The 20,965-nt window shown below is 70.3% G+C and carries 24 protein-coding genes and 2 tRNA genes; 14 read left to right on the top strand and 12 right to left on the bottom strand.

Features of this window, described 5'->3' with window-relative positions:
• The first annotated feature begins 545 nt into the window (after positions 1 to 545).
• Together FHX81_RS14575 and FHX81_RS14580 are read left to right on the top strand one after the other, a co-directional pair.
• The gene (locus FHX81_RS14575) at positions 546 to 1,451 is read left to right on the top strand and encodes a LysR family transcriptional regulator (RefSeq protein WP_141978685.1); all 906 of its coding nucleotides are present in this window, start codon (positions 546 to 548) and stop codon (positions 1,449 to 1,451) included.
• A gap of 89 nt (positions 1,452 to 1,540) precedes the next feature.
• A complete protein-coding gene (locus tag FHX81_RS14580) occupies positions 1,541 to 1,792 on the top strand; it encodes a hypothetical protein (protein ID WP_141978686.1) in 252 nt (83 codons plus the stop codon).
• A 65-nt stretch (positions 1,793 to 1,857) separates the two neighbouring features.
• Here the strand turns inward: FHX81_RS14580 and FHX81_RS14585 are convergent.
• Positions 1,858 to 1,931 (bottom strand) — tRNA-Pro (locus tag FHX81_RS14585).
• 61 nt (positions 1,932 to 1,992) lie between these two features.
• Between FHX81_RS14585 and FHX81_RS14590 the strand changes: the two genes are divergently transcribed.
• The 4 genes from FHX81_RS14590 (at position 1,993) to FHX81_RS14610 (ending at position 4,770) form a co-directional block, all read left to right on the top strand.
• Positions 1,993 to 2,066, top strand: a tRNA-Gly gene (locus FHX81_RS14590).
• A 668-nt stretch (positions 2,067 to 2,734) separates the two neighbouring features.
• The gene (locus FHX81_RS14600; protein WP_141978687.1) at positions 2,735 to 3,196 is read left to right on the top strand and encodes a lactococcin 972 family bacteriocin; all 462 of its coding nucleotides are present in this window, start codon (positions 2,735 to 2,737) and stop codon (positions 3,194 to 3,196) included.
• 180 nt (positions 3,197 to 3,376) lie between these two features.
• The gene (locus tag FHX81_RS14605; protein ID WP_141978688.1) at positions 3,377 to 3,811 is read left to right on the top strand and encodes a hypothetical protein; all 435 of its coding nucleotides are present in this window, start codon (positions 3,377 to 3,379) and stop codon (positions 3,809 to 3,811) included.
• A gap of 56 nt (positions 3,812 to 3,867) precedes the next feature.
• Positions 3,868 to 4,770: a hypothetical protein gene (locus FHX81_RS14610; protein WP_141978689.1), complete on the top strand. Its 903-nt coding sequence runs from the start codon at positions 3,868 to 3,870 to the stop codon at positions 4,768 to 4,770.
• 345 nt (positions 4,771 to 5,115) lie between these two features.
• On the opposite strand, the gene FHX81_RS14615 is transcribed toward FHX81_RS14610, so the two are convergent.
• Positions 5,116 to 5,742: a hypothetical protein gene (locus tag FHX81_RS14615; RefSeq protein ID WP_141978690.1), complete on the bottom strand. Its 627-nt coding sequence runs from the start codon at positions 5,740 to 5,742 to the stop codon at positions 5,116 to 5,118.
• A 14-nt stretch (positions 5,743 to 5,756) separates the two neighbouring features.
• Here FHX81_RS14615 and FHX81_RS14620 point away from each other — a divergent pair, with 14 nt between their 5' ends.
• Entirely contained in the window at positions 5,757 to 6,104 is a 348-nt protein-coding gene (locus FHX81_RS14620; RefSeq protein ID WP_141978691.1) for a VOC family protein, read from the top strand.
• A 141-nt stretch (positions 6,105 to 6,245) separates the two neighbouring features.
• Here the strand turns inward: FHX81_RS14620 and FHX81_RS14625 are convergent, their stop codons facing one another.
• Entirely contained in the window at positions 6,246 to 6,965 is a 720-nt protein-coding gene (locus tag FHX81_RS14625) for a maleylpyruvate isomerase family mycothiol-dependent enzyme (protein WP_141978692.1), read from the bottom strand.
• 83 nt (positions 6,966 to 7,048) lie between these two features.
• On the opposite strand from FHX81_RS14625, the gene FHX81_RS14630 reads away from it, so the two are divergent.
• Together FHX81_RS14630 and FHX81_RS14635 are read left to right on the top strand one after the other, a co-directional pair.
• The gene (locus FHX81_RS14630) at positions 7,049 to 8,257 is read left to right on the top strand and encodes a GNAT family N-acetyltransferase (RefSeq protein ID WP_141978693.1); all 1,209 of its coding nucleotides are present in this window, start codon (positions 7,049 to 7,051) and stop codon (positions 8,255 to 8,257) included.
• 62 nt (positions 8,258 to 8,319) lie between these two features.
• Positions 8,320 to 9,081 carry a hypothetical protein gene (locus FHX81_RS14635; RefSeq protein ID WP_141978694.1) on the top strand — a complete coding sequence of 254 codons (762 nt, stop codon included), beginning with the start codon at positions 8,320 to 8,322 and terminating at the stop codon, positions 9,079 to 9,081.
• Position 9,082: 1 nt separating this feature from the next.
• Here FHX81_RS14635 and FHX81_RS14640 read toward each other — a convergent pair whose 3' ends face one another.
• Complete coding sequence (locus FHX81_RS14640; protein WP_141978695.1) at positions 9,083 to 9,886, bottom strand: Fpg/Nei family DNA glycosylase; 804 nt, start codon at positions 9,884 to 9,886, stop codon at positions 9,083 to 9,085.
• Complete coding sequence (locus tag FHX81_RS14645) at positions 9,886 to 10,353, bottom strand: ribose-5-phosphate isomerase (protein ID WP_141978696.1); 468 nt, start codon at positions 10,351 to 10,353, stop codon at positions 9,886 to 9,888. The genes FHX81_RS14640 and FHX81_RS14645 overlap by 1 nt, the downstream gene beginning before the upstream one ends.
• Before the next feature lie 27 nt (positions 10,354 to 10,380).
• On the opposite strand from FHX81_RS14645, the gene FHX81_RS14650 reads away from it, so the two are divergent.
• On the top strand, positions 10,381 to 11,118 hold the full coding sequence (locus FHX81_RS14650) for a 2-phosphosulfolactate phosphatase (RefSeq protein WP_246107815.1): 738 nt from the start codon (positions 10,381 to 10,383) through the stop codon (positions 11,116 to 11,118).
• On the opposite strand, the gene FHX81_RS14655 is transcribed toward FHX81_RS14650, so the two are convergent.
• The 3 genes from FHX81_RS14655 to FHX81_RS14665 all read right to left on the bottom strand — a co-directional run bounded on the left by FHX81_RS14655 (position 11,089) and on the right by FHX81_RS14665 (position 13,830).
• A complete protein-coding gene (locus tag FHX81_RS14655; RefSeq protein WP_141978697.1) occupies positions 11,089 to 11,625 on the bottom strand; it encodes a hypothetical protein in 537 nt (178 codons plus the stop codon). The two genes, FHX81_RS14650 and FHX81_RS14655, sit on opposite strands and share 30 nt — an antisense overlap.
• Before the next feature lie 157 nt (positions 11,626 to 11,782).
• Complete coding sequence (locus FHX81_RS14660) at positions 11,783 to 13,138, bottom strand: aldehyde dehydrogenase family protein (protein ID WP_141978698.1); 1,356 nt, start codon at positions 13,136 to 13,138, stop codon at positions 11,783 to 11,785.
• Between the two features lie 68 nt (positions 13,139 to 13,206).
• Positions 13,207 to 13,830, bottom strand: a complete 624-nt coding sequence (locus FHX81_RS14665) for a mycothiol-dependent nitroreductase Rv2466c family protein (protein WP_141978699.1) — start codon at positions 13,828 to 13,830, stop codon at positions 13,207 to 13,209.
• A gap of 221 nt (positions 13,831 to 14,051) precedes the next feature.
• On the opposite strand from FHX81_RS14665, the gene pepN reads away from it, so the two are divergent.
• On the top strand, positions 14,052 to 16,613 hold the full coding sequence (pepN, locus tag FHX81_RS14670; RefSeq protein ID WP_141978700.1) for an aminopeptidase N: 2,562 nt from the start codon (positions 14,052 to 14,054) through the stop codon (positions 16,611 to 16,613).
• Positions 16,614 to 16,641: 28 nt separating this feature from the next.
• Here pepN and FHX81_RS14675 read toward each other — a convergent pair whose 3' ends face one another.
• The gene (locus tag FHX81_RS14675) at positions 16,642 to 17,520 is read right to left on the bottom strand and encodes a helix-turn-helix domain-containing protein (RefSeq protein WP_170232051.1); all 879 of its coding nucleotides are present in this window, start codon (positions 17,518 to 17,520) and stop codon (positions 16,642 to 16,644) included.
• A 212-nt stretch (positions 17,521 to 17,732) separates the two neighbouring features.
• Here FHX81_RS14675 and FHX81_RS14680 point away from each other — a divergent pair, with 212 nt between their 5' ends.
• Positions 17,733 to 18,572, top strand: coding sequence for a helix-turn-helix domain-containing protein (locus tag FHX81_RS14680; protein WP_141978702.1), 840 nt, complete (start codon positions 17,733 to 17,735; stop codon positions 18,570 to 18,572).
• Positions 18,569 to 18,733, top strand: a complete 165-nt coding sequence (locus tag FHX81_RS14685; RefSeq protein WP_141978703.1) for a DUF397 domain-containing protein — start codon at positions 18,569 to 18,571, stop codon at positions 18,731 to 18,733. Before FHX81_RS14680 ends, FHX81_RS14685 begins: the two co-directional genes overlap by 4 nt.
• A gap of 48 nt (positions 18,734 to 18,781) precedes the next feature.
• Here FHX81_RS14685 and FHX81_RS14690 read toward each other — a convergent pair whose 3' ends face one another.
• Together FHX81_RS14690 and ctaJ are read right to left on the bottom strand one after the other, a co-directional pair.
• Positions 18,782 to 19,267: a DUF5130 family protein gene (locus FHX81_RS14690; RefSeq protein ID WP_141978704.1), complete on the bottom strand. Its 486-nt coding sequence runs from the start codon at positions 19,265 to 19,267 to the stop codon at positions 18,782 to 18,784.
• Positions 19,254 to 19,499 (bottom strand): aa3-type cytochrome oxidase subunit CtaJ, encoded by a 246-nt coding sequence (gene ctaJ, locus FHX81_RS14695; protein WP_141978705.1) that lies wholly within the window; start codon positions 19,497 to 19,499, stop codon positions 19,254 to 19,256. The genes FHX81_RS14690 and ctaJ overlap by 14 nt, the downstream gene beginning before the upstream one ends.
• 580 nt (positions 19,500 to 20,079) lie before the next feature.
• Here ctaJ and FHX81_RS14700 point away from each other — a divergent pair.
• A complete protein-coding gene (locus FHX81_RS14700) occupies positions 20,080 to 20,262 on the top strand; it encodes a hypothetical protein (protein ID WP_141978706.1) in 183 nt (60 codons plus the stop codon).
• Between the two features lie 13 nt (positions 20,263 to 20,275).
• Here the strand turns inward: FHX81_RS14700 and FHX81_RS14705 are convergent, their stop codons facing one another.
• A complete protein-coding gene (locus FHX81_RS14705) occupies positions 20,276 to 20,941 on the bottom strand; it encodes an HNH endonuclease (RefSeq protein WP_246107816.1) in 666 nt (221 codons plus the stop codon).
• Positions 20,942 to 20,965: the final 24 nt, after the last annotated feature.

Below are 20,965 nucleotides of genomic sequence, written 5' to 3' on the forward strand. Positions count from 1 at the left end.
CAGCGAGGGGAGGTTCGTCGAAAAGAGTGAATTGAGGCCGTTCGGAGTAGTGCTCGACAGAAAACTTTCACTTGTCGAGATGACTCCAACCGCCGTAGTCCATTAGTGTGGGTTTCAGGTAGCGTGACGCCGGGATCCGCATGTTGGACCAGCAATAATTGGCGTTGCCGGACGTTCTGGGGGGTCAGCAGCGGACGCAACCGGCAACCGGGACCGACAGGAACGAGCGAGACAATGTCATCGAGCTCTTTTACCACCTACCAGACAAGGTGCCGATGACCCGATGAGATCCATTCCGCCGCTGCCGAACACTATCCCAGGACCACCGCTGGGCGCCGGCGGTGACTTCGGGGTCCGACGGGCCCCGGACGCACACCGCGGCCACCGCGTACCACCCCTCGCGGTAGCGCGGCGATGTTGACCGAGGTCAGGCCACGCGCACGCAGGAGCGCAGCCAGGTCAACTGCCGCCACGCACGAGAGACCACGATGCCGGCCCGCACCGCCCTCATCGTGGACCACTTAAACGCACCGTTGGGGAGCTCCATGGAGACGCGTCAGCTTTTGGCGTTCACAACTGTGGTTCAAACGGGCAGTTTCACCAAGGCAGCCGCCACGCTGAATTGCTCACAACCCACTATAACCACTCGGATCAAGGCACTCGAAGAGACCCTCGGCGTGCCGCTGTTCCGTCGACTTCCGCGCGGCATCCAGATGACCTCTGCCGGTGTCGAGCTATTGCCGTTCGCGCGGAACATCATCACCCTGACCGACAAGGCCAGGAAAGCCATCACGATGAACGGCGAGCCGCACGGCAAGCTGGTCATCGGCAGCGCACAGAGTCTGACCGACTACCGTCTGCTACCACTGATCGAGTACATGTGCTGGCGCTACCCGAGCGTCCAGATCTCACTCCACTCGCGCAACACCCAGGCCAACCTGACCTCGGTGCGTGAGGGACGGCTCGACTGCACCTTCTTCATCGGCTCCGTGGAGCCCCGCGAGGGGTTGGAGACGACGGTGCTGTGCCCGGAGCCGTTGGTCATGGTCGCCGGCCCGACCCACGCCCTGACCAGGCGTTCGGTGATCACCGAGGACGAGCTGCGGGGCAGCACGCTCATCCGGGCCGAGAACGGCGCCAGCTACTACGAGCAGTTCGAGCAGGCGCTGGGCCTGCAGGAAGCCGAGTCGAAGTCGCCGGTGCTGGCGCTCGACTCGATCGACGCCGCCAAGCGGGCGGTCGCCTCGGGTCTGGGGATCTCGCTCGTCCCCGAGGTGACGGTCGCGGCGGAGCTCGCCGACGGCAGGCTGTGCCGGCTGCCCTGGGTCCCGCCGTTCCGGGTCTACACCCAGTTCGCGTGGCGTCAGGACAACTCGACCAACCCGTCGGTGACGGCACTCGTGTCGGCGGCGGCGCAGGTCGTCAGCGAGCAGGTGGCGACTCCGGCATGACACTGGGGAGCCGTTCTTGAGCACCCGGGCGCGGGTGTGCTCAAGAACGGCCCGCGTTTCGCGGCGCGGGTGCCGGGTAGAACGGTCACATGACCGTGAAGGCGAGTGACCTGCGGGAGCTGTTGACCTCCGACCTGCCGGACCCCAACCTGGTCCTGGTCGAGGGCCGGATCGAGGTGGTCCAGGTGGACGACCTGGACACCGACGACTTCCGCGGCGCGATGCTGCTGCTGTCCCGGGCCGAGCTGCTGGCGCGCGGCGTCGACGAGGACTCACCGGACACCGAACTGGAACGCCAGGCCGCCACGATCTCCACCGCGGTCAACGAACTGGGCGGCTGAGGGGCGCGCGGGCCACGGAGCCCGGGGAAGTGCCCTGACCAACCACCGGCCGGCCAGGGCTACCGTCGGGGCGACAGGATTTGAACCTGCGACCCCCCGCTCCCAAAGCGGGTGCGCTACCAAACTGCGCCACGCCCCGGTCCACCCCAGCCTATCGCGACCGGCTAAGCTGACCACGCGCCCACCCCGGTAGGCGCGATGCGGGTGTAGCTCAATGGTAGAGCCCCAGCCTTCCAAGCTGGTCATGCGGGTTCGATTCCCGTCACCCGCTCCAGCCCCTTCCCGCAGGTAGAGCCTTTACGGACCGTCCCACGTGGACGGTCTTTTGCTTTCTGCGGACCTTCCGCGCCCTTCGCGGCGCTCACCGGGCTCCGGACCCCCGCCGTAATACTCCGCCCGCGCTCTCCCTCGCATGGAGGTGGATGAGCGCTGTGCGCAAGAAGCTGTGCCCCATCCGGTCCATCAGCTCAGGGAGGGTCGCCCCGGTCTCCGCCGCCAGGGTGTCGCCGGTGTGCCGGAGGTCGTGCAAGGGGACGTCCGCGTCTGCGGATGACATCGGTGGTGAACCGGTGCCGCCTTGGTGAGCACCGCGCTTCTTGACACGCTCCACGACTTCGACCGACCACCCCTCTTTCCCGGATCAGGTCCGCAGGGTGCGCGATTCTGCCGTGAACTCCGGAGGGTTGGCGGCGGTTTCCGGTGTCTTGAGCCCTGGTGTCTTGCGCCGTCCGGAACATGTTCGAACACATCCGAACGGCGTTCTTCCTTGTCAGCCCGGCAAGCGACGGGCACTCTCGGTGCCGCAGGGCTTCGATCGGACTCTTCGAGAGCGATCGCCATGGTGGAGGTTGTCGCCTGAGCGCGATTCCAGTGGGAAAGGGAAACGCGACAGGCGCGACCGCTGCCCGTTTCTCGAGTGCTGGAAGGACGAGGGGACGAAGTATGAGCTTCCGAAACGCGACAGTCAGGCTGGGAGCCGCGTTGGGGGCGGCCGCCCTGGCGGTCGTGGCGGTTTCCACGCCGGCGCCCGCTGCCCCGGTGCCGCACGGCTCCTCCCCGGGCGGCCACTCCGGGATCCGGGTCGTCGCACAAGGTCAGACGGTCGACGGCGGGTGGGTCGAGTACACCGGTGCGGGTGCGATCACCGTCGACGGCACCTCCGGCGAGGTCGGAGCACAGGCCGTGGAGAAGGTGGGCGGCGGCACCTGGGCCTACGGGGCCACGTACAACGCCGGCGGTCGGAAGGTCTGCTACTCGCAGTACGAGCACCTCACGGTCTCGCACGGCTCATCGGTGGAGATGAACGGGGGTTACGATTCCGACTGGGTCCGTGCGGGGTACGTCTCGTACGCGCGACTCGCCGAATACACCTCGGCGACCTGCAAAGCGTACTGGCGCAAGTGATCCTCGCCCCTGCACTGCCCTGCACACGGCCGGCTGCGTGGTGAACTCGGTTCGAGGTTTTCCCCGTTGACCCGGGCCTGGCATTCTGCCGCCATTGCTGACAGATCGTTCACTGAAGCCGGAACGCGAATTCTTCTGGTGGACAGGACTGGCCGTGATACGGCCGAGGAAGGACGGAAGGTGCTGATCAAAAAACTCATGGGAGCGTTGGCGGTGGCGCTGGCGGCGAGCGTGCTCGCGGTCGCGCCGGCGTCGGCAGCCGAGACGTGGTGCGGCACGGCGGCGAACCACAGAGTCGCCGCATCGAACGTGGCGTCCGCGAAAGCCGAGGGTCGCACGATCGCTGTCCGCTACTACAACAACCACGTGTTCAGCGTGATCTACGGCGCCAAGCCGGGTGACGCCGTCGCCATGGGCTGGCAGTACAGCGGCAACAGCGTGGCGTATTGGTGCGGCAAGTACGGCGACGGATGGCCCACCTGGTCCACGGTCCCGTCGGGCAGTGGGTCGGCGTTCACCGCGGCCGTGCCGTTCACCCAGGTGAACTGGGCGTTCGCCCGGGGGAAGCTGACCGTCAGCGGCTACGTGTTCAACACCAGCAAGGTCTACATCTGAGGTCGGCACGGTGGCGGGTCCTCGCGGGGCCCGCCACCCACTCGTAGGGGAACCCGATGCTGGTCAGATCACTGGTGGCGTTGCTCTTGCTGATCACAGCTGCGTGCGGCGCGGAGGAGCAGCCGCCGCTGCCCGCGGGAGAAGTGGCGCTGCCGTTGCAACGCTTCGAACTCACGCCGGCGGAGTACGCGCAGATCCAACGGGCGCGCATGTGGGCGCTCGACGAGTGCATGACGCGTTTCGGGATCGACCTGCCGCTGCCCGAGGTACACCCGGCACGGCCGGTCCGCGCCGCAGCCCTGATCGGCCGGCTCCGCGACCGCGACCCGGAACGCAACGGCTACCGGGGACCGGTGGGCTACCAGGACGACCTCTTCACCGCCGCCGCACGCGGTGCGACCAAGGCGGTTGAGGTGCCCGCCGCGTACGTTCCCGTGTTCGACGGAACCGTTGGGCACTACCGCGGGCGGCCGGTGCCCCCGGGCGGCTGCGACGGCGAGGTGAAGCGCCGACTGGACGCCGGGGCGGACGACCTCCGTCACGCGCTGCGTGACGACCGCGTCGTGCCGTCGACCACGTTCACCGTGATCGAGCAGGAGGCACAGGCTCGGGCGGAACGCGACGACAGCTACCGGAACGCGCAGACCCGGTGGAGCAGGTGCATGGACCGGGCCGGGTACCACTACGCCACGACGGCTGACGCCGAAGGCGACCCCAGGTGGGCCACCTCCGTTTCCATCACGACCGTCGAGCCCGAACGGGACGTGACACCCGAGGAGATCACGACCGCCACCGCGGACGCGCGGTGCCGTGACGAGGTGCGTCTGCCGGGCACCGCCCTGCGACTGCACGCGGAGTTCCAGGAGGAGTTGATCGCCGATCGCCTGACCGCGCTCGTTCAGGCGAAACAGCTGCTGGACGCTCAGTTGCGGAACAGCGCCCTCATCAGGAACGGATGAACACTCCAGGTCAGAGTCGAGTGGGGCCCGCCAAGCGGGTGTGCTGCCGGATGGGGTGCGATCAGGGAGGTGGCCGGCGGGGCGGAGGCCGGGTCGGGGCGGAGGGAATGACCTGCGGTCATATGGGCGGTTTGTCGAGATCGCGCGCCCCGGCGGGGTGGCGGCGGGAATTGTTCATGCCATTGGGGTGGCGGACCGGCTTGACGTTTCGAGCGAATGCGGGTTTATTGCGTGGCGACGAGTTGTTGCCATGACCCCCTTGGCACGTGCCGACTCGTCGAGTGGTTGCGGGAAGCAAGGCAGTCCTGGGCGCTTCCCGCGACCTGTAATCGGCGGGCGGGGAAGTCAAGAGGTCAAGCCGAAATGGTCGGACACTTCGGTGGCGATGGTTTCGGCGTCTTGTGTCCCGTCCACTTCGAGGACGCGGATGCCCAGTCGGCGGGCTTGGGTGACGCAGTCCTCGGCGATCAGGCGGTCGCGTTCGAGGCGGTTGCGTTGGGCCAGGTCCGGGTCGCTGACCTCGTGGGAGAGGCGGGAGGCGCGCGGGAGGACGGTGGCTTGGTGGTGGCGGAAGTCGTCCGTGGGGACCATGACGACCATCTGGTTGCGGGATGTCATGATCGGGGCGACCAGGTCCGGGCGGAGGCCCCAGCCCTCGGCGATGATCGGACGGCCGGAGAACAAGCCGCGCAGGTCGTCCAGCGCCCATTCGAAGCGGATCGGGAAGTGGTCGATGACCCACGCCGCTGTTTCGGCCGGGGTATTGGTGACGTAGGCGGTTTCCGCGCCGAGCAGGGGGACGTTGTTGGCGGTCCGCCGGTCCAGATGGCCGCGGGCGTCGTGGTAGTCGTAGTGGTACGCCGTCATTCCGTGGCGGACGGCCAGGATTCGGGCCACGGTGCTCTTGCCGGCCCACTGGCCGCCGGTGATCCACAGAGCCTGGCCCAACGTGCCGAACGGATCCCAGGTCACCTCATGATGGAACCATGCGTCTGGACCAGATCGTGGTGGATTGCCTCGACCCCGCACGGCTCGTGCGGTTCTGGGCGGGGTTGCTCGGTGGGGAGCCGGTGGACCGGGCGCACGGGTGGGCGCACGTCGTCCCGCCCGGCTGGCCGCGGCTGTCCTTCCAGCCGGTGCCGGAGGCCAAAGCGGTGAAGAACAGGCTTCACCTGGACGTCGACGTCGACGACATCGCTGCGGCGACGCAGAAGGCGGTCGGGCTCGGGGCGACGACCCGGGGTGCCGTGCAGACCGACGAGCAGGGCAGCTTCCAGGTGATGCTCGACCCCGCGGGCAACGAGTTCTGCTTCGTCAAGGCACACGTGGGCTAGGACGTCACGGCACGCCACAGCGCCTCGCCGAAGCGGATCGCCAGCACCACCATGAGGCAGCCGATGGCGAAGGTCACCAGGCATCTCACGATCACGCGCAGCTTCGTCACGCGGACAGTGTGCCCCGCGAACGACCGCGGATCACCCGGTTGCGGCAGCAACGGCGGCACGCAGCGACCGCACGGCGCCGACGTCACCCTCCACCGACACGCGCTCCTCCCCGACCCGCCCCCACAACCACAGATCGACGTCGGACGGCGAGCCGCTGACCACCGCCGCCGGGTCGGCACCGGGGCAGTAGTCCACGACCCCCTCGTGCAGCGCCACGGTCCACTCCCGGCCCGGCACGCGCAGCGTCACGGCTCGCCCGGACGTGTGCGCCCCGGGCGGCTGGTGGCAGCCCAGCCACAGCCGCAGCACCTCGTCGATGCCGTCCGCCGCCAACCCCGGCTCCAACGGCTCCACCGCACCCGCCGCGGCCTGCGCGTCGACCCGGTGCACGGCCGTCTCGTGCGCCATCCGCCGCACCCAGAACCCCAGCGTCCCGTCCCACGGGCACCACGTCGCCGCGGGCTCGCCCGCACGTGCCGGGTCCAGCGCGGCGATCAGCGACGCGACACCCTCCCGGTACCAGTCGAGGGGGTCGGCATCACCGGGCGGGAAGCCCCTGCCCGGCGGACGTCCGCCTCGGGCGACCCACCGGGTCACCGTCCGGTGCACCGAGCCGACGTGCACGAGCAGGTCGCGGACCGTCATCCCCGGGCACGCCGGCACGTCACGATCGTGTGGTGCGCGGGCGGCGGCGTCCGCCAAGGCCTCCGCTTCGGCGTGGAGTGCGCCGGCCAACGAGTGGGCGTCCATCCGCGCAGCATCGCGGAACGACCCGCCGGGGTGCGACCCCCAATTCGATCGCGCGCGGCCGGAGACCGGCGTATGAACGTGGCATGGCGCTCACCCTCCGCACCCTCACCGCCGACGACCTCGCGGAATTCCAGCGGGTCGTCAACGCCTCGTTCCTCTCCGACAGCGTCGAGGACCAGCTCGAACGGTGGCGTGGCCTGTTCGAGCCGGAACGGCACCACGCCGTGTTCGACGGCGACGAGCTGATCGGCGGCGGTGGCATCCAGACCCGCGAGATCACCCTGCCCGGAGCCGGCCCGCAGCCCGTCGCGGCGGTCACGTCGGTGGGTGTGAAGCCGGGCCATCGACGGCGCGGCGTGCTCACGCGCGTGATGCGGGCGCAGCTGCACGGCCTGCACGAAGAGGGCCGTGAGGCGATCGCCGCGCTCTGGGCGTCGGAAGCGGCGATCTACCCCCGGTTCGGCTACGGGCTCGCGGCCGAGTTCGCCCGGCTGGAGGTGCCGCGCGGCGCGGAGTTCCACCCCGGTGTCTCGGTCGACGGCGAACGGCTGCGCGAGGTGTCGCGGGACGAGGCCATGCCGGCCATGAAGGCCGTGTACGACGACGTGAGGCCGGGCCGGACGGGGTGGCTGAGCCGCCTGGACGCCGCGTGGGAGCACCAGTTCGCCGACACCGAGCGCGACCGCGACGGGCTGAGCGCCTACCACTACGTGCTGCACCCGCAGGGCTACGCGGTCTACCGGATCAAGCACGACTGGCGGGAACGCGGCCCGCGCAACGAGCTGCACGTGCGGGAGATCGCGGCGCGCACCGACGAGGCGTACGCGGCGCTCTACCGGTACCTGCTGGACGTCGACCTGGTCGGCGAGGTGAAGTCCTACACCGCGTCGGACGACCCGGTCGTCCACCTGCTGGACGACGTGCGGCTCGCGTTGCGCGGCCGGTCGGACGCGCTGTGGGTGCGGGTCGTGGACGTCGACCGGGCGCTCACCCAGCGCCGCTACAACTCCGACGTGGACGCCGTGCTGGAGGTGTCGGACGGGTTCTGCCCGTGGAACGCGGGCCGGTGGCGGTTCACCGTGAAGGACGGCACGGCGACCGTGCACCGGGTGGACGATGCGCCGGACCTCGTGCTGGACGTGCAGGCGTTGGGCGCGGCGTACCTCGGTGGGACGAGGCTGGCGATGCTGGCCCGCGCCCAACGGGTGAGTGAGGTCACCGAGGGTGCGCTGAACGCCGTGTCACATGCGCTTTTGGGTGATCGGGAGCCCCACTGCCCGGAGGTGTTCTGACCGTTTCGGGAACCTCGGCCCGGCACGGGGCGTTTTCCGGGCATCAAGCACCGGGAGGGTTGATGACCACCACGATCGTGTTGCTCGTGCTGTTGGTCCTGGCGGGCGCCATCTGGTATTCCGCCCGCTCCGCCGCCGAGAAGCGCCGCCGTGAGCTGGAGGACGCCCAGGCCGAGGCGCGCCGCTGGGTGGAGCGCCTGGGCGGCCAGGTCATGAACCTGACCGGCACGGACGTGGCCTCGCAGCAGGCGCTGGCGGACGCTTCCGAGCGGTTCACCGCGGCCGGGTCGCAGATGGAGCAGGCGCGCACGGTGGAGCAGTGCCGCCTGGTCACGCAGACCGCGATGGAGGGCCTGTACTACGTGCGGGCCGCGCGCGTCGCGATGGACCTCGACCCGGGCCCCGAGCTGCCCGACCTCACCGGTCAGGGCCGGGCGGGCAAGGTGTCGGAGGAGCGTGACGTCACGGTGGAGGGCCACCGGTACGTCGCCTCGCCGCGGCCGGGTTCGCACACGCCGCACTACTACCCCGGTGGTGTGGTGGCGGGCCGTCCGGTGCCGCAGGGCTGGTACTCCGAGCCGTGGTGGAAGCCCGCGCTGGTCGCGGGTGCGTGGGGCTTCGGCTCGATGCTGCTGTTCAGCGCGATGTTCTCGGGCATGGTCGGCGTGCCGGCGGCCGTGGCGGCCGAGGACCCGGGCGGCGACGGTGGCGATGGCGGCGACGCCGCCGACGGTGGTGACGCGGGCGGTGACGCCGGCGGCGACTACGGCGGTGACTTCGGCGGCGACTACGGCGGCGGCGACTTCGGCGGGTTCGACATCTGAGTCAGGCGGGCTGGCAGGTGGGGCACCAGTACAGGTTGCGGCCGGCCAGCTCCGCGGCGGCCACGGGCGTGCCGCAGACCAGGCACGGTTGACCGGTGCGGCGGTAGACGTAGACCTCGCCGCCGTGCCGGTCCTGGCGTGGCGCGCGGCCGGTGACCTCCGGCAGGTGCTCGGGCCGCACGGTGTCGATGCGCCCGACCTTCACGCCCGCGCGCATGAGCACGACCAGGTCGGACCACAGGTCGTCCCACAACGCCCGGTCGACCCGGTTGCCGGGCACGAGCGGGTGCACGCCGTGCCGGAACAGCACCTCGGCGCGGTAGACGTTGCCGACGCCCGCGAGCACGGTCTGGTCCATCAGCAGCACGGCGATGGACTGGCGGGACCGGGCCACACGCGCGAAGGCGAGGTCGGGTTTCGCGTCACGGCGCAGCGGGTCCGGGCCGAGGCGGGCGCGCAGCGCGGCCACCTCGACGTCGGTGAGGACCTCGCACCGGGTGGGGCCGCGCAGGTCCGTCCAGTGGGTGGGCCCGGCCAGCCGCATCCGCACCTGGCCGACCGGCTCGGTCACCGGGTGCGGCCACTCGGTGAACGTGCCGTAGAGGCCCAGGTGGACGTGCACGGTCGCGTCCGGCCCGTAGACGTGGAACAGGTGCTTGCCGTGCGCCTCGGCGCGTTCGAGCAGTCGACCGTCCACGAGGGACGCCGGGAACCTGCCCTGCGGGCTCGACACCCGGACGGTCGAGCCCGCGTACCGGCGCTGGTGCAGCTTCGCCAGGCGGTGCAGCGTGTGACCTTCGGGCATTACGGCAGGGCCGGCGCCTCGCCGGTGCGCTCGTACTCGCTGAGGATGCCGATCCGGCGGGCGTGCCGCTCCTGGCCGGAGAACGGGGTGGCGAGGAAGGCCTCGACGATCGCGAACGCCTCCTCGGTGGTGTGCATGCGACCGCCGATGCCGATGAGCTGGGCGTCGTTGTGCTCGCGGGCCAGCTTCGCGGTCTCGACGCTGTAGGCGAGCGCGGCACGCGCGCCGGGCACCTTGTTCGCCGCGATCTGCTCGCCGTTGCCGGAACCGCCGATGACGACGCCCAGGCTGCCCTCGTCCGCGACGACGCGGCGGGCCGCCTCGATGCAGAACGGCGGGTAGTCGTCCTCCGCGTCGTACACGGCGGGCCCGACGTCGACCACCTCGTGGCCCGCGTCGGTCAGGTGCTTGACGAGGTGGGTCTTCAGCTCGAAGCCCGCGTGGTCCGATCCCAGGTAAACGCGCACGTCAGCAAGTCTGCCATCCTTGGCCGGGTGTTCGGACAAGAGGGTTCCCGGCTGCGGCTGGAATGGGGCTCGGAGGGGGTTGCCGCGCTCGGGGAGCAGTGCGCGGTGCTCGTGGTCGTGGACGTGCTGTCGTTCTCGACGGCCGTGGACGTGGTGGTGGCGCGAGGCGGGTCGGTGCGGCCGGTGCACTGGGCGGATCGTGCTTCGGCGGCGCGGCCGGCCGACCCGTCGTGGACGTTGCGGCCGTCGTCGCTGGTGTCGGTGCCGGCCGGGGCGGAGTTGGAGCTGGCTTCGGCGAACGGCGCGACGTTGTGCTCGGTGGCGGCTTCGACCGGGGCGGTCGTCCTGGCGGGGTGCCTGCGCAACGCGCGGGCGGTCGCGGCGGCGGCCCGGGAGTTGGCGGCGGGCGGGCCGATCGGCGTCGTGCCCGCCGGTGAGCGCTGGGGCGTGACCATCACCGCCGACGCGGACGCCGGGCCGTTGCGGCCGGCGGTCGAGGACCTGTTGGGCGCGGGGGCGGTGATGTCGTCGCTGTTGGGTTACGGCTCGGCTTCGGTCGAGGCCGCCGTGGCCGCGGAAATGTACGCGTGGGCGTCGGTGGAAGACATTCTTCACGGTTGCGTCTCCGGCCGCGAGCTCATTGCCGAGGGCCACGCCGGTGACGTGGCCCTCGCCTCCCAGGTGAATGTCAGCACCGCCGTTCCGCGCCTGACCGACGGTGTTCTCCGCGATTGGTCAGTCGCCGACCCGGTCGTAGCGCAGTGACGTGTAGCCGGCGCCGTCGGAGTAGATCTGGGCGACGACGGCCGAACCGACGGCGTCGATCCGGCGGGCCTGCAACCGGATCGTCGTGGGCTCGTCCACGTGGATCAGCTCGCTGATCGGCGCGGTCTGGTTGCCCCCGGTCTGCCCGCCGCCGGCGTTGGAGTCGATGACCTGCTGGATCAGGCGTTCGCTCTGGGGGACGACGGTGTTGGTCGTGTCGTTCCACAACCTGGCGCTGATGTACGTGTTCACCGCCGGCACCCCGGACAGGCGTCCGCGCACGTCGGCGTCGAGTTCGTAGGTGCCGGCGAACGGCAGCGTCACGACCAGGGGCGTTGCCGTCCAGACCCCGGCCGGCAGGTCGACCTGCGTGCCCAGGTGCGCGATCCCCTGATCGGCCGAGGCGGCGGGCTGCGCGGAACCGACGTCGTGCTGGGTGAGGACGCCGGCCGCCGTGAGCGCGACAACCGCGCCGACAACGGCCAAGGACGTGCGGAATTGCTTCATCATTCGCTCCCCGCTGGAATGAGTGATTGGTCGCGCGGGCTGCCCGGAAACAGTGATCGATTCCCGAGAATTCCCCCGTGCAGACCTCAGCGTAGGACCGGATGCAGTCGACGACGATAGGCCGTAAGCATGAAGCACCCAAGGCGCAGAAATGCGGTCAGCGCTGGATCGACTTCAGTTCGGTGAACTCGTCCAGGCCGTGCGCACCGAACTCGCGGCCGTTGCCGGATTGGCGGTAGCCGCCGAACGGGGCGCTGGTGTTGAACGCCGCGCCGTTGATGTCGACCTGGCCCGTGCGCAGGCGCTTGGCGACGGCGAGGGCCCGCGTCGGGTCGGCGGAGAAGACGGCGCCGCCGAGGCCGTAGATGGTGGAGTTCGCGATGCGCACGGCGTCGTCCTCGTCCGCGTACGGCATCACGGACAGCACCGGGCCGAAGATCTCCTCCTGCGCGATCACCATGTCCGGGGCGACGTTGCCGAACACGGTCGGCGTGACGTGGAAGCCGCGGTCCAGGGGGCGGGACGGGCCGCCCAACGCGAGCTTGGCCCCTTCCGAGGTGCCGCGCGAGATGTAGTCGACGACGCGGTCGCGCTGGGCGGCCGAGACGGCGGGGCCCATGCGCGTCGAGGGCAGGGCCGGGTCGCCCGGCTCGTACTTGGCCGCGGCGGCGACCGCGATCTCCAACGCCTCGTCGTGCCGTGACGCGGGCACCAGCAAACGCGTCCACGCGCTGCACGCCTGGCCGTTGTTCATGTACGCGTTGCCGACGCCGATCTTCACCGCCCGCGCCAGGTCGGCGTCGTCCAGCACGACGTTCGCCGACTTGCCGCCCAGCTCCAGCGCCACGCGCTTCACCGTCTCGGCGGCCAGCGCGGACACCCGCCGACCGGCCCGCGTCGAACCGGTGAACGACACCATGTCCACCATCGGGTGACTCGCCAACGCCTCGCCGACCACCGGACCCGTCCCGTGGACGAGCGAGAACACACCCGGCGGGACACCCGCGTCGGACAGCACCGAAGCGAGCAGGTCGGCGGTCAGCGGAGCCAGTTCGCTCGGCTTGAGCACCACCGCGTTCCCCGCCGCCAGCGCGGGCACGACCTTGGCCACCATCTGCTGCAACGGGAAGTTCCACGGCGTGATGGCCGCGACCACCCCGATCGGCTCGCGCAGCACGAGCGAGTTCCCGATCTCCGACTCGCCGAGGCACCCGGCCTCCACCGCCTCGGCCACGCCGCGCGCGATGCCCACCGGGTTCGGCACCTGCACCCGCGACGCGAACGTGATGGGCGTGCCCATCTCCGTCGTCATGGTCGAGGCGAACTCGTCGGCCCGCGCCTCCAGCGCGTCGGCCACCGCACGCACGATCGCCACCCGGGACTCCACCGAGGTCCGCGACCACGCCGGGAACGCGGTGTTCGCCCTGGTCACGGCCGCGTCCACGTCGCCGGGCGTGCCGGCGTGGACCGTGCCGACGACCTCTTCGGTGGCCGGGTTGACGACCTCGATCACTGCGGACTCCCCGAGAACGGTGTGACACTCCAGAACAAAACCTGCCCAAGAGTGTCACACCGGGCGCGTCAGGAGAAGTCCAGTCCCCCGGTCCGGGTCCGCTTGAGCTCGAAGAAGTACGGGAAGCCCGCCAACGCCCGAGCGCCGTCGAACACCTTCACCGCGTCCTCGCCCCGCGGGATCTTGGTGAGCACGGGCCCGAAGAACGCCACGCCGTCGATGTGGATGGTGGGCGTGCCCACGTCCATGCCGACCGGGTCCATGCCGCGGTGGTGGCTGGCCCGCAGCTCCTCGTCGTGCTCGTCGGTGTGCGCGGCCGCGGCCAGCTCCGCCGGCAGCTTCACGTCCTCCAGCGCCAGCTTGATGGCCTGGTCGTAGTCGCGATCGCGACCGAGCCCCTCGTTGTGGATCCGGGTGCCGAGCGCGGTGTAGAGGTCGCGCAGCACGTCGTCGCCGTGCGCCTTGGCCGCCGCGATGGCCACCCGCACCGGGCCCCAGCCCCGGTCGAGCATCTCGCGGTAGTCGGCCGGCAGGTCGCGGCCCTCGTTGAGCACGGACAGGCTCATGACCCGGAAGTCGAGGTCGAGGTCGCGCTGCTTCTCCACTTCGAGGATCCACCGGGACGAGATCCACGCGAACGGGCAGATCGGGTCGAAGTAGAAGTCGACCTTCGTGCGTCCCTCTGTCGACATGCGGTGTTCCCTCCGTGGCTGTTCGTGAGCGGGTTCGCCGGGTGCGGCACCCCCATGGTGCTCAACCAGCCGACCGCGCGCAGTCTTCCCTCGGACGCCAGTCCACTTCCGGGCGTCCCACGTGATTGGATGCGACTGTCGTGTTCACCGACTCGACACCCTTTCCCCGTTCCGACGACGTCGGCGTCGAGGTCCCGTGGCGCCGGCAGACGAGGTGACCAGTGGCGGCACCCAACCTCACCCGCGACCAGGCGCAGCAGCGGGCCGCGCTGCTGGAGGTCGACTCCTACCGGATCGAACTGGACCTGACCGACGGTGGCGGCAAGCCCGGCTCGGACACGTTCCGCTCGACGACGACGGTCGCGTTCCGCAGCCGGACGCCCGGCGCGTCCTCGTGGGTCGACATCGTGGCCGCCAACGTGCACCGCGCCGTGCTCAACGGGCACGAGCTGGACGTCTCCTCGTACCGCGAGGAGGACGGCGTCCACCTGCCCGACCTGGCCGAGGTCAACGAGCTGACGATCGAGGCCGACTGCCGGTACATGAACACCGGCGAGGGCCTGCACCGGTTCGTCGACCCGGTCGACGGCGAGGTGTACCTGTACTCGCAGTTCGAGACGGCGGACGCGAAGCGCATGTTCGCCTGCTTCGACCAGCCCGACCTCAAGGCGGTCTACGACCTCAAGGTCACCGCGCCGCACCACTGGAAGGTCGTCTCCAACTCGGCGATCGAGTCCACTGTGGACGGCCAGGGCGGCGCGGACGAGCACGTCTTCGCCACGACCAAGCCCATGTCCACGTACCTGGTCGCGCTGGTCGCGGGCCCGTACGCGGAGTGGCGCGACGAGTTCAGCGACGGCGACACGACGATCCCGCTGGGCATCTACTGCCGCGCGTCGCTCGCACCGCACATGGACGCCGAGCGGCTGTTCACCGAGACCAAGCAGGGTTTCGGCTTCTACCACAAGGCGTTCGGCGTCACCTACCCGTTCGGCAAGTACGACCAGTGCTTCGTGCCCGAGTTCAACGCGGGCGCGATGGAGAACGCCGGCTGCGTCACGTTCCTGGAGGACTACGTCTTCCGCAGCCGCGTCACCCGCTACCTGTACGAGCGCCGCGCCGAGACCGTGCTGCACGAGATGGCGCACATGTGGTTCGGCGACCTGGTGACCATGCGCTGGTGGGACGACCTGTGGCTGAACGAGTCGTTCGCCACCTGGGCGTCGGTGCTGGCGCAGGCCGAGGCGACCGAGTACCGGCAGGCGTGGACGACGTTCGCCAAGATCGAGAAGTCCTGGGCGTACCGGCAGGACCAGTTGCCGTCCACGCACCCGGTGGCCGCCGACATCCCGGACCTGCAGGCGGTCGAGGTCAACTTCGACGGCATCACCTACGCCAAGGGCGCGTCGGTGCTCAAGCAGTTGGTGTCGTACGTCGGGCTGGAGAACTTCCTGTCCGGCCTGCGGGTGTACTTCGGCAAGCACGCGTGGGGCAACGCCACGCTGGCCGACCTGCTGAACGCGCTGGAGGAGGCGTCCGGCCGCGACCTGTCGTGGTGGAGCGCCCAGTGGCTGGAGACCACCGGCCTGAACCTGCTGCGGCCCAAGTTCTCCGTGGACGCCGAGGGCAGGTTCACCGAGTTCGCCGTGTTGCAGGGCGGGGCGCGTCCGGGCGAGGGCGAGCTGCGCACGCACCGGTTGGCGATCGGCGTGTACGACTCCGACGACTCCGGGAAGCTCGTGCGCACGCACCGGGTCGAGCTGGACGTGTCCGGCGAGCGCACCGAGGTGCCCGACCTGGTCGGCGTGCCGCGCGGCAAGCTGGTGCTGGTCAACGACGACGACCTCACCTACTGCACCATGCGGCTGGACGCCGACTCGCTGGCGTCGCTGATCGACCACATCGCCGACATCGCCGAGCCGCTGCCGCGCACGCTGTGCTGGTCGGCGGCGTGGGAGATGACGCGCGAGGCCGAGCTGAAGGCACGCGACTTCGTGAACCTGGTGCTCGGCGGGCTGCACGCGGAGACCGAGGTCGGCGTGGTGCAGCGGTTGCTGCTCCAGGCGCAGACGGCGCTGTCGTCGTACGCGGACGTGTCGTGGCGCGACGAGGGCTGGCGGCGGTTCACCACCAGGACGCTGGAGCTGGCCCGGGCCGCCGAGCCCGGTTCGGACCACCAGCTCGCGTTCGTGAACTCGCTGGCCGGTTCCGTGCTGGACGAGGCCACGCTGGCGGTCGTGCGCGGGTGGCTGGACGGCACCGACGTGCTCGACGGCCTGGACGTGGACACCGACCTGCGCTGGCGGCTGCTGCACGCGCTGGTCGCGCACGGTGCCGCCGACCTGGACGAGATCCGGGCCGAGGAGGAGCGCGACCCGACCGCGACGGGTCGCCGCAAGGCCGAGTCGGCACGCGCGCTGCGGCCGACGATCGACGCCAAGAACGAGGCGTGGGACCGCGCGGTGAACGATGACGAGCTGCCCAACGCGGTGTCGGAGGCGATCATCGCGGGCATCCAGCACCCCGGTCAGAAGGTGCTGCTGCAGCCGTTCGTCACGCGGTACTTCGCCGACGTGGCCGACGTCTGGGAGCGCCGGTCGAGCGAGCGGGCCCAGTCGATGGTCGTCGGCCTGTTCCCGTCGTGGTCCATCGCGAAGGAGACGGTCACGGCGGCGGACGAGTGGCTGGCCCAGGAGCGGCCGCCCGCCCTGCGACGACTGGTGTCGGAGGGCAGGGCGGGCATCGTGCGCGCCCTGGCGGCCCAGGAGTTCGACCGGTCCTGAACCGGGTGTGGCGCAACGGGGCGGCGCTTCAGGCGTCGCCCCGTTTCACGTCCGGGGCCGAGCGGTGGTCGCGGTCGTAGGCGTCGGCCCAGCGGGCGAACACGTCGCGGGACTGGACCGGCGTGAGGACCAGGCGTTCCAGGTGGCTCATCTTCGCCTCGTAGGCGGCGACCGCGCCCGGCTCGTCGTGGAACACCGTCGCGGCCTCCGTCTCGGCGTAGGCCAGCGGCTTGAGCGGTGCCGGGAACGTCAGCAGGGTGCCCGGGTGGCGCAGGACCGTGTGCGGCTCCGCGCTCATCGGGATGATCAGCGGCCTGATCCGCGCCCAGCCGCACATCAGCGTCAGCCGCAGCAACTGGTCCCGCATGACCCTGGCGTCGCCGACGACGAGCCGCAACGCCGCTTCGTGCACGTAGATGACCGTCTCCGGGCCGCCCGGCCGGCGCAGGGTCTCCTGCCTGGCCATCCGCGCCTCGGTCGCGTCGCGGTCCCCGGTGAGCGCGTAGGCGTAGTCCTCGGTCTGCGCCAGGCTGGGGATCACCAGCGGCTCGTAGGTCGTCAGCGTGCGGGCCGCGTGCTCGTGCACGTACACCGCGGTGAGCGCGTCCGGCCCTGGGTCGTGGCGCCGGAGGAAGTTGCCCGAGTCGGCCTCGCTCGCGATGGCGAGGATGCGGTCGCGGGTCGGTTTGTCCGCGCCGCAGCGACCCAGCAGCGTCCCGATCTCCCACGGGCTCGTGCCGCGGCTCCCGGTCTCCAGTTTCGACAACTTGCCCAGGGACCACCCCAGGGCGTCGGCGAGGAACCCGGACGACATCCGGGCCTTGTGCCGGACCCGGCGCAATTCCTCGCCCAATTCACGGCTGCGCGCGGTGCTCAACCGGGTCACCGGCTTTTCTTCGGACTCCACGAATCCCCCTGTCCGCACAAGCGACAAAGGATGCGACGGGGCGGTAGGCAGCCGCGGGCTCACGTGCCGCACCACCCCGTCGCACATGTCCGACCAGTGTGCGGGCTGGTCGGTGGTCTGTTGCACAACACCCTGTCCGGACCACAACAAACGGTCAATCCCCTTTTCGAGCGAGCGACTTGACCACCGGTCCCGCCATAAGATGCATTTCCATGAACCGCAACACCTCGAAATCCATCGCACTGGGCGCGCGTTTGCGCAACGTGCGCGTGGCCAACAAGCTCAGCCAACGCGCACTCGCGAAGAAGATTGGCGTCGTACATTCGTTGCTCTCACGCAACGAAAGCGGCCAGCGCGTCCCGACGCGAGCAGAGGTCATTCGCATCCTCGAACCGCTCGACATCACCGATCGGGATCGCGAAGAAATCCTGGAGATGACCGAGGACCCCGGTGGATCACCCCTTGCGGTGATCGAACTCCCCGAGCGCCGGGCCCAACTGGCCGCTTTGGTGGAGGTCGAGCAGATGGCCCAAGAGGTGGTGAGCTGGTCGCCGCTGGTCATCCCGGGGCTGCTGCAAGTCAGCGCCTACACCCGCTCGATCATGGAAGCGGCCGAGATGCCCGAGGCGGAGATCGCGACCCGCGTCGCGGTCCGGATGGGACGGCGTGACGTCCTCACCCGCCGCAACCCGGTCCGCTTCACGGCCCTGATCGGCGAGGCGGTGTTGCAGCAGACGATCGGCGGACCCGAGGTCATGGCCGAGCAGTTCGACCACCTGCTGATGATGAGCGCGCACGAGAACGTCGAACTCCGGATCGTGCCCTCGGCCACCGGCTGGCACGCGGGTCTGAACGGCGCTTTCCACCTGATCAAGTGCAACGGGACCTCGTTCGTGCACCTGGAGAACTCGATCAGCTCGGTGTTCGTCCAGGAGCCTGAGTCGGTAGCCGGCTTCGAGGCGTCCGTGCCAAGGTTGCTGGAGGTCGCGATGAGCGCGGAGCGGTCCTTCGAGGTCATCGCGAGGGAGGTGCGGACGACAGGAGTCGCATGACACTTCGGTGGAGGAAAGCCAGCAAGAGCGTCGAGAGCGGCTCTTGCGTCGAGGTGGCCAACCACCTCGGCGCGGTGCGGGACAGCAAGAACCCTGAAGTCGTGCTCGGGATCAGCCCCGGTCGGCTGAAGGCGTTCGTCGAAGCGCTCAAGTCCCGGTGAGCGCGAAGGCCCCGGCGTGGTGCGCCGGGGCCTTCACCTCGTCGTGCGTCAGACGTGCTTCGGCGCGTGACCCGCCTGGTCGGTCAGCATCCGCAGGCCGCTCACCAGGCCGCCGGCGAGGTCGCCCTCCTTGAAGGAGGCGACCATGCTCATCACGGCCAGCTTCGCGCCGCGGTCGGCGATGCGGCGGTGGGACTCGTCGCCCGTCACCACCTCGACCCGGCGCTCACCGGGCGACACGGCGATCAGCACGGCGTGCGTCGGGCGCGTGGTGCTCGCGTGCAGCTCCTCGGCCTTGGCGCGGGAGTCCGCGCCCAGCTCGCCGAGGTACACGCTGAAGTCCAGCCCGGTGGTGCGGCCGGCCAGCGTCAGCGCCTCGTCCAGGCTCGCGAGCTGCACCGGCGTGAACGGCAGGCTCGGCGCGTGCGGCTCGTACATCTTCGCGGCGGAGATCCGACCGCTGTTGGTGATCGCGGCACCCACCGGCAGGTCCGCGGGGTCCACCTCCACCCTCGTCAGCTCACCAGTTGCCACGGGCACCTCCCTTGGCGGTCCGGCCCTCGGCCGGCGCCGTGACGGCCTGGTGCGCGCCGCCGGGCAGGCCGGCCGGGTTCGCCGTCCACCAGGCGGGGGCGTAGTTCCACTCCTGGCCGGGCCGGTACCGCTGAATGCGGGTGGCCTTCGGCCTCAGCGTCAGTAGCGTGATCACGCCGTAGATGGCCAGCGGGATCAGCGCGAAGACGAGCACGGTCTCCACGATGGTCACGCCGGTTACGGTAACCGATCGTCCAGGTCAGGTCCGGGTGAGGGCACCCGTTCCCGCGCGGGCGGGGTTCGCGGGCCGTGCGCGGCTCCCCCGCCGGACCGCTGCCAACTGTGAACGCGGCCCCCGCGGGACGGCCGGCCACCACGCGTACGGCGGTGACCACGTCGTGGAACGCCCGCACGGGCCCGGCCCCCGGGCCGCCCGCCGGCACCAGCCCCGGCCACGTGGCATGGCCGCGTGTGATCTGGCCGACCCCCTACCTGCGACGACGTCACCCTCGGTGTCCATCGGTGCCGGATGCACCAGCTCCGGCGCTCGATCGTCGCAGTGCGTACACCCGGACGGTCTTCGCCCGGACGGAGGCGAATGGCGGCCGGTTTGGCGTCTTGTCCTGGGCCCACTCGGCTTCTAGCTTTTCACCTGTACGGGTCTTGCGCATCCGATTCCGGAGACCAATTCCCGCCCGATGAGTCACGGAGGACACGACATGTACACCATGAACCTTGTTCTGGTCGCCGCCCTCACCCTTTCGTCGTACACCCAATCGGCGCAGAGCGTTACCACTGTTCAGCCTCAGGCAGTGCTCGCCGAGTCGGTGCGCATCACCTCCGACGACTCCGTCCGGATCACGTCGCAGGGGTCCGTCCGGATCACCGGGTCGGACACCGACTCCGTGCGCATCACGATGGCGGGCTCGGTCCGCATCACGTCGGGTTCCGTGCGCATCACGGGCACCGCCGCGGGCCAGGCCCCGGCGGTGTGAGGGAGAGGTCTCGCTACGCCGCGGGCTCGCCGAGGTAGGGCAGCCAGAGCGGGTCGGCCTCGGTGACGCCGGCCAGCAGCCGCCAGTGCGGCCCGCGGGGCGCGTTCGGGACCACGCGCAGGCGCCACCCCAGCTCGGAGAGGAGCTTGTCCGCCTTGCGGTGGTTGCACTTCGCGCAGCACGCCACGCAGTTGGTCCACGAGTGGGGGCCGCCCCGGCTGCGCGGCACGACGTGGTCGATCGTCTCGGCCCGCCCGCCGCAGTACGCGCAGCGGTACCGGTCGCGGTGCATCAACCCGGCGCGGGTGAGCGGGACGCGGCCGCGGTAGGGCACCCGCACGTAGTTCGCCAGCCGGATCACCGACGGCACGACCACCTCGGACGTCGAGGAGTGGACGACGGCACCGGCGGGGTCGCCGTGCACGACCTCGGCCTTCCCGCACACCACGAGCACCACCGCGCGCCGCAGCGGCAGCGCGGTGAGCGGCTCGAACGTGGCGTTGAGCAGCAGGACCTTGCGCCGGCCCCAGGGCAGCACCACGGGCGCCTGACCGGCTCCCTGCCCGTCGGCCACGGCGTGCACGGCACTCACCGCGAGCTGTTTTTGGCCGGACGGGACCGACGACGCGATCCCGGCGTTCACCAGGGCGCCGATCGGGGTGGGTTGTCGGTCTGGCACGCGACCACCTCCACCGGTTCAGTG

Origin of the sequence: Saccharothrix saharensis (assembly GCF_006716745.1) — a bacterium.
Taxonomy (GTDB): domain Bacteria; phylum Actinomycetota; class Actinomycetes; order Mycobacteriales; family Pseudonocardiaceae; genus Actinosynnema; species Actinosynnema saharense.

Coding starts and splice junctions, on each gene's coding strand:
- FHX81_RS14680 (WP_141978702.1), top strand. CDS start 17,733: ATGAACCGCAACACCTCGAAATCCATCGCACTGGGCGCGCGTTTGCGC.
- FHX81_RS14575 (WP_141978685.1), top strand. CDS start 546: ATGGAGACGCGTCAGCTTTTGGCGTTCACAACTGTGGTTCAAACGGGC.
- FHX81_RS14600 (WP_141978687.1), top strand. CDS start 2,735: ATGAGCTTCCGAAACGCGACAGTCAGGCTGGGAGCCGCGTTGGGGGCG.
- FHX81_RS14655 (WP_141978697.1), bottom strand. CDS start 11,625: ATGAAGCAATTCCGCACGTCCTTGGCCGTTGTCGGCGCGGTTGTCGCG.
- FHX81_RS14625 (WP_141978692.1), bottom strand. CDS start 6,965: ATGGACGCCCACTCGTTGGCCGGCGCACTCCACGCCGAAGCGGAGGCC.
- FHX81_RS14685 (WP_141978703.1), top strand. CDS start 18,569: ATGACACTTCGGTGGAGGAAAGCCAGCAAGAGCGTCGAGAGCGGCTCT.
- FHX81_RS14635 (WP_141978694.1), top strand. CDS start 8,320: ATGACCACCACGATCGTGTTGCTCGTGCTGTTGGTCCTGGCGGGCGCC.
- FHX81_RS14640 (WP_141978695.1), bottom strand. CDS start 9,886: ATGCCCGAAGGTCACACGCTGCACCGCCTGGCGAAGCTGCACCAGCGC.
- FHX81_RS14630 (WP_141978693.1), top strand. CDS start 7,049: ATGGCGCTCACCCTCCGCACCCTCACCGCCGACGACCTCGCGGAATTC.
- FHX81_RS14610 (WP_141978689.1), top strand. CDS start 3,868: ATGCTGGTCAGATCACTGGTGGCGTTGCTCTTGCTGATCACAGCTGCG.
- FHX81_RS14580 (WP_141978686.1), top strand. CDS start 1,541: ATGACCGTGAAGGCGAGTGACCTGCGGGAGCTGTTGACCTCCGACCTG.
- FHX81_RS14665 (WP_141978699.1), bottom strand. CDS start 13,830: ATGTCGACAGAGGGACGCACGAAGGTCGACTTCTACTTCGACCCGATC.
- FHX81_RS14620 (WP_141978691.1), top strand. CDS start 5,757: ATGCGTCTGGACCAGATCGTGGTGGATTGCCTCGACCCCGCACGGCTC.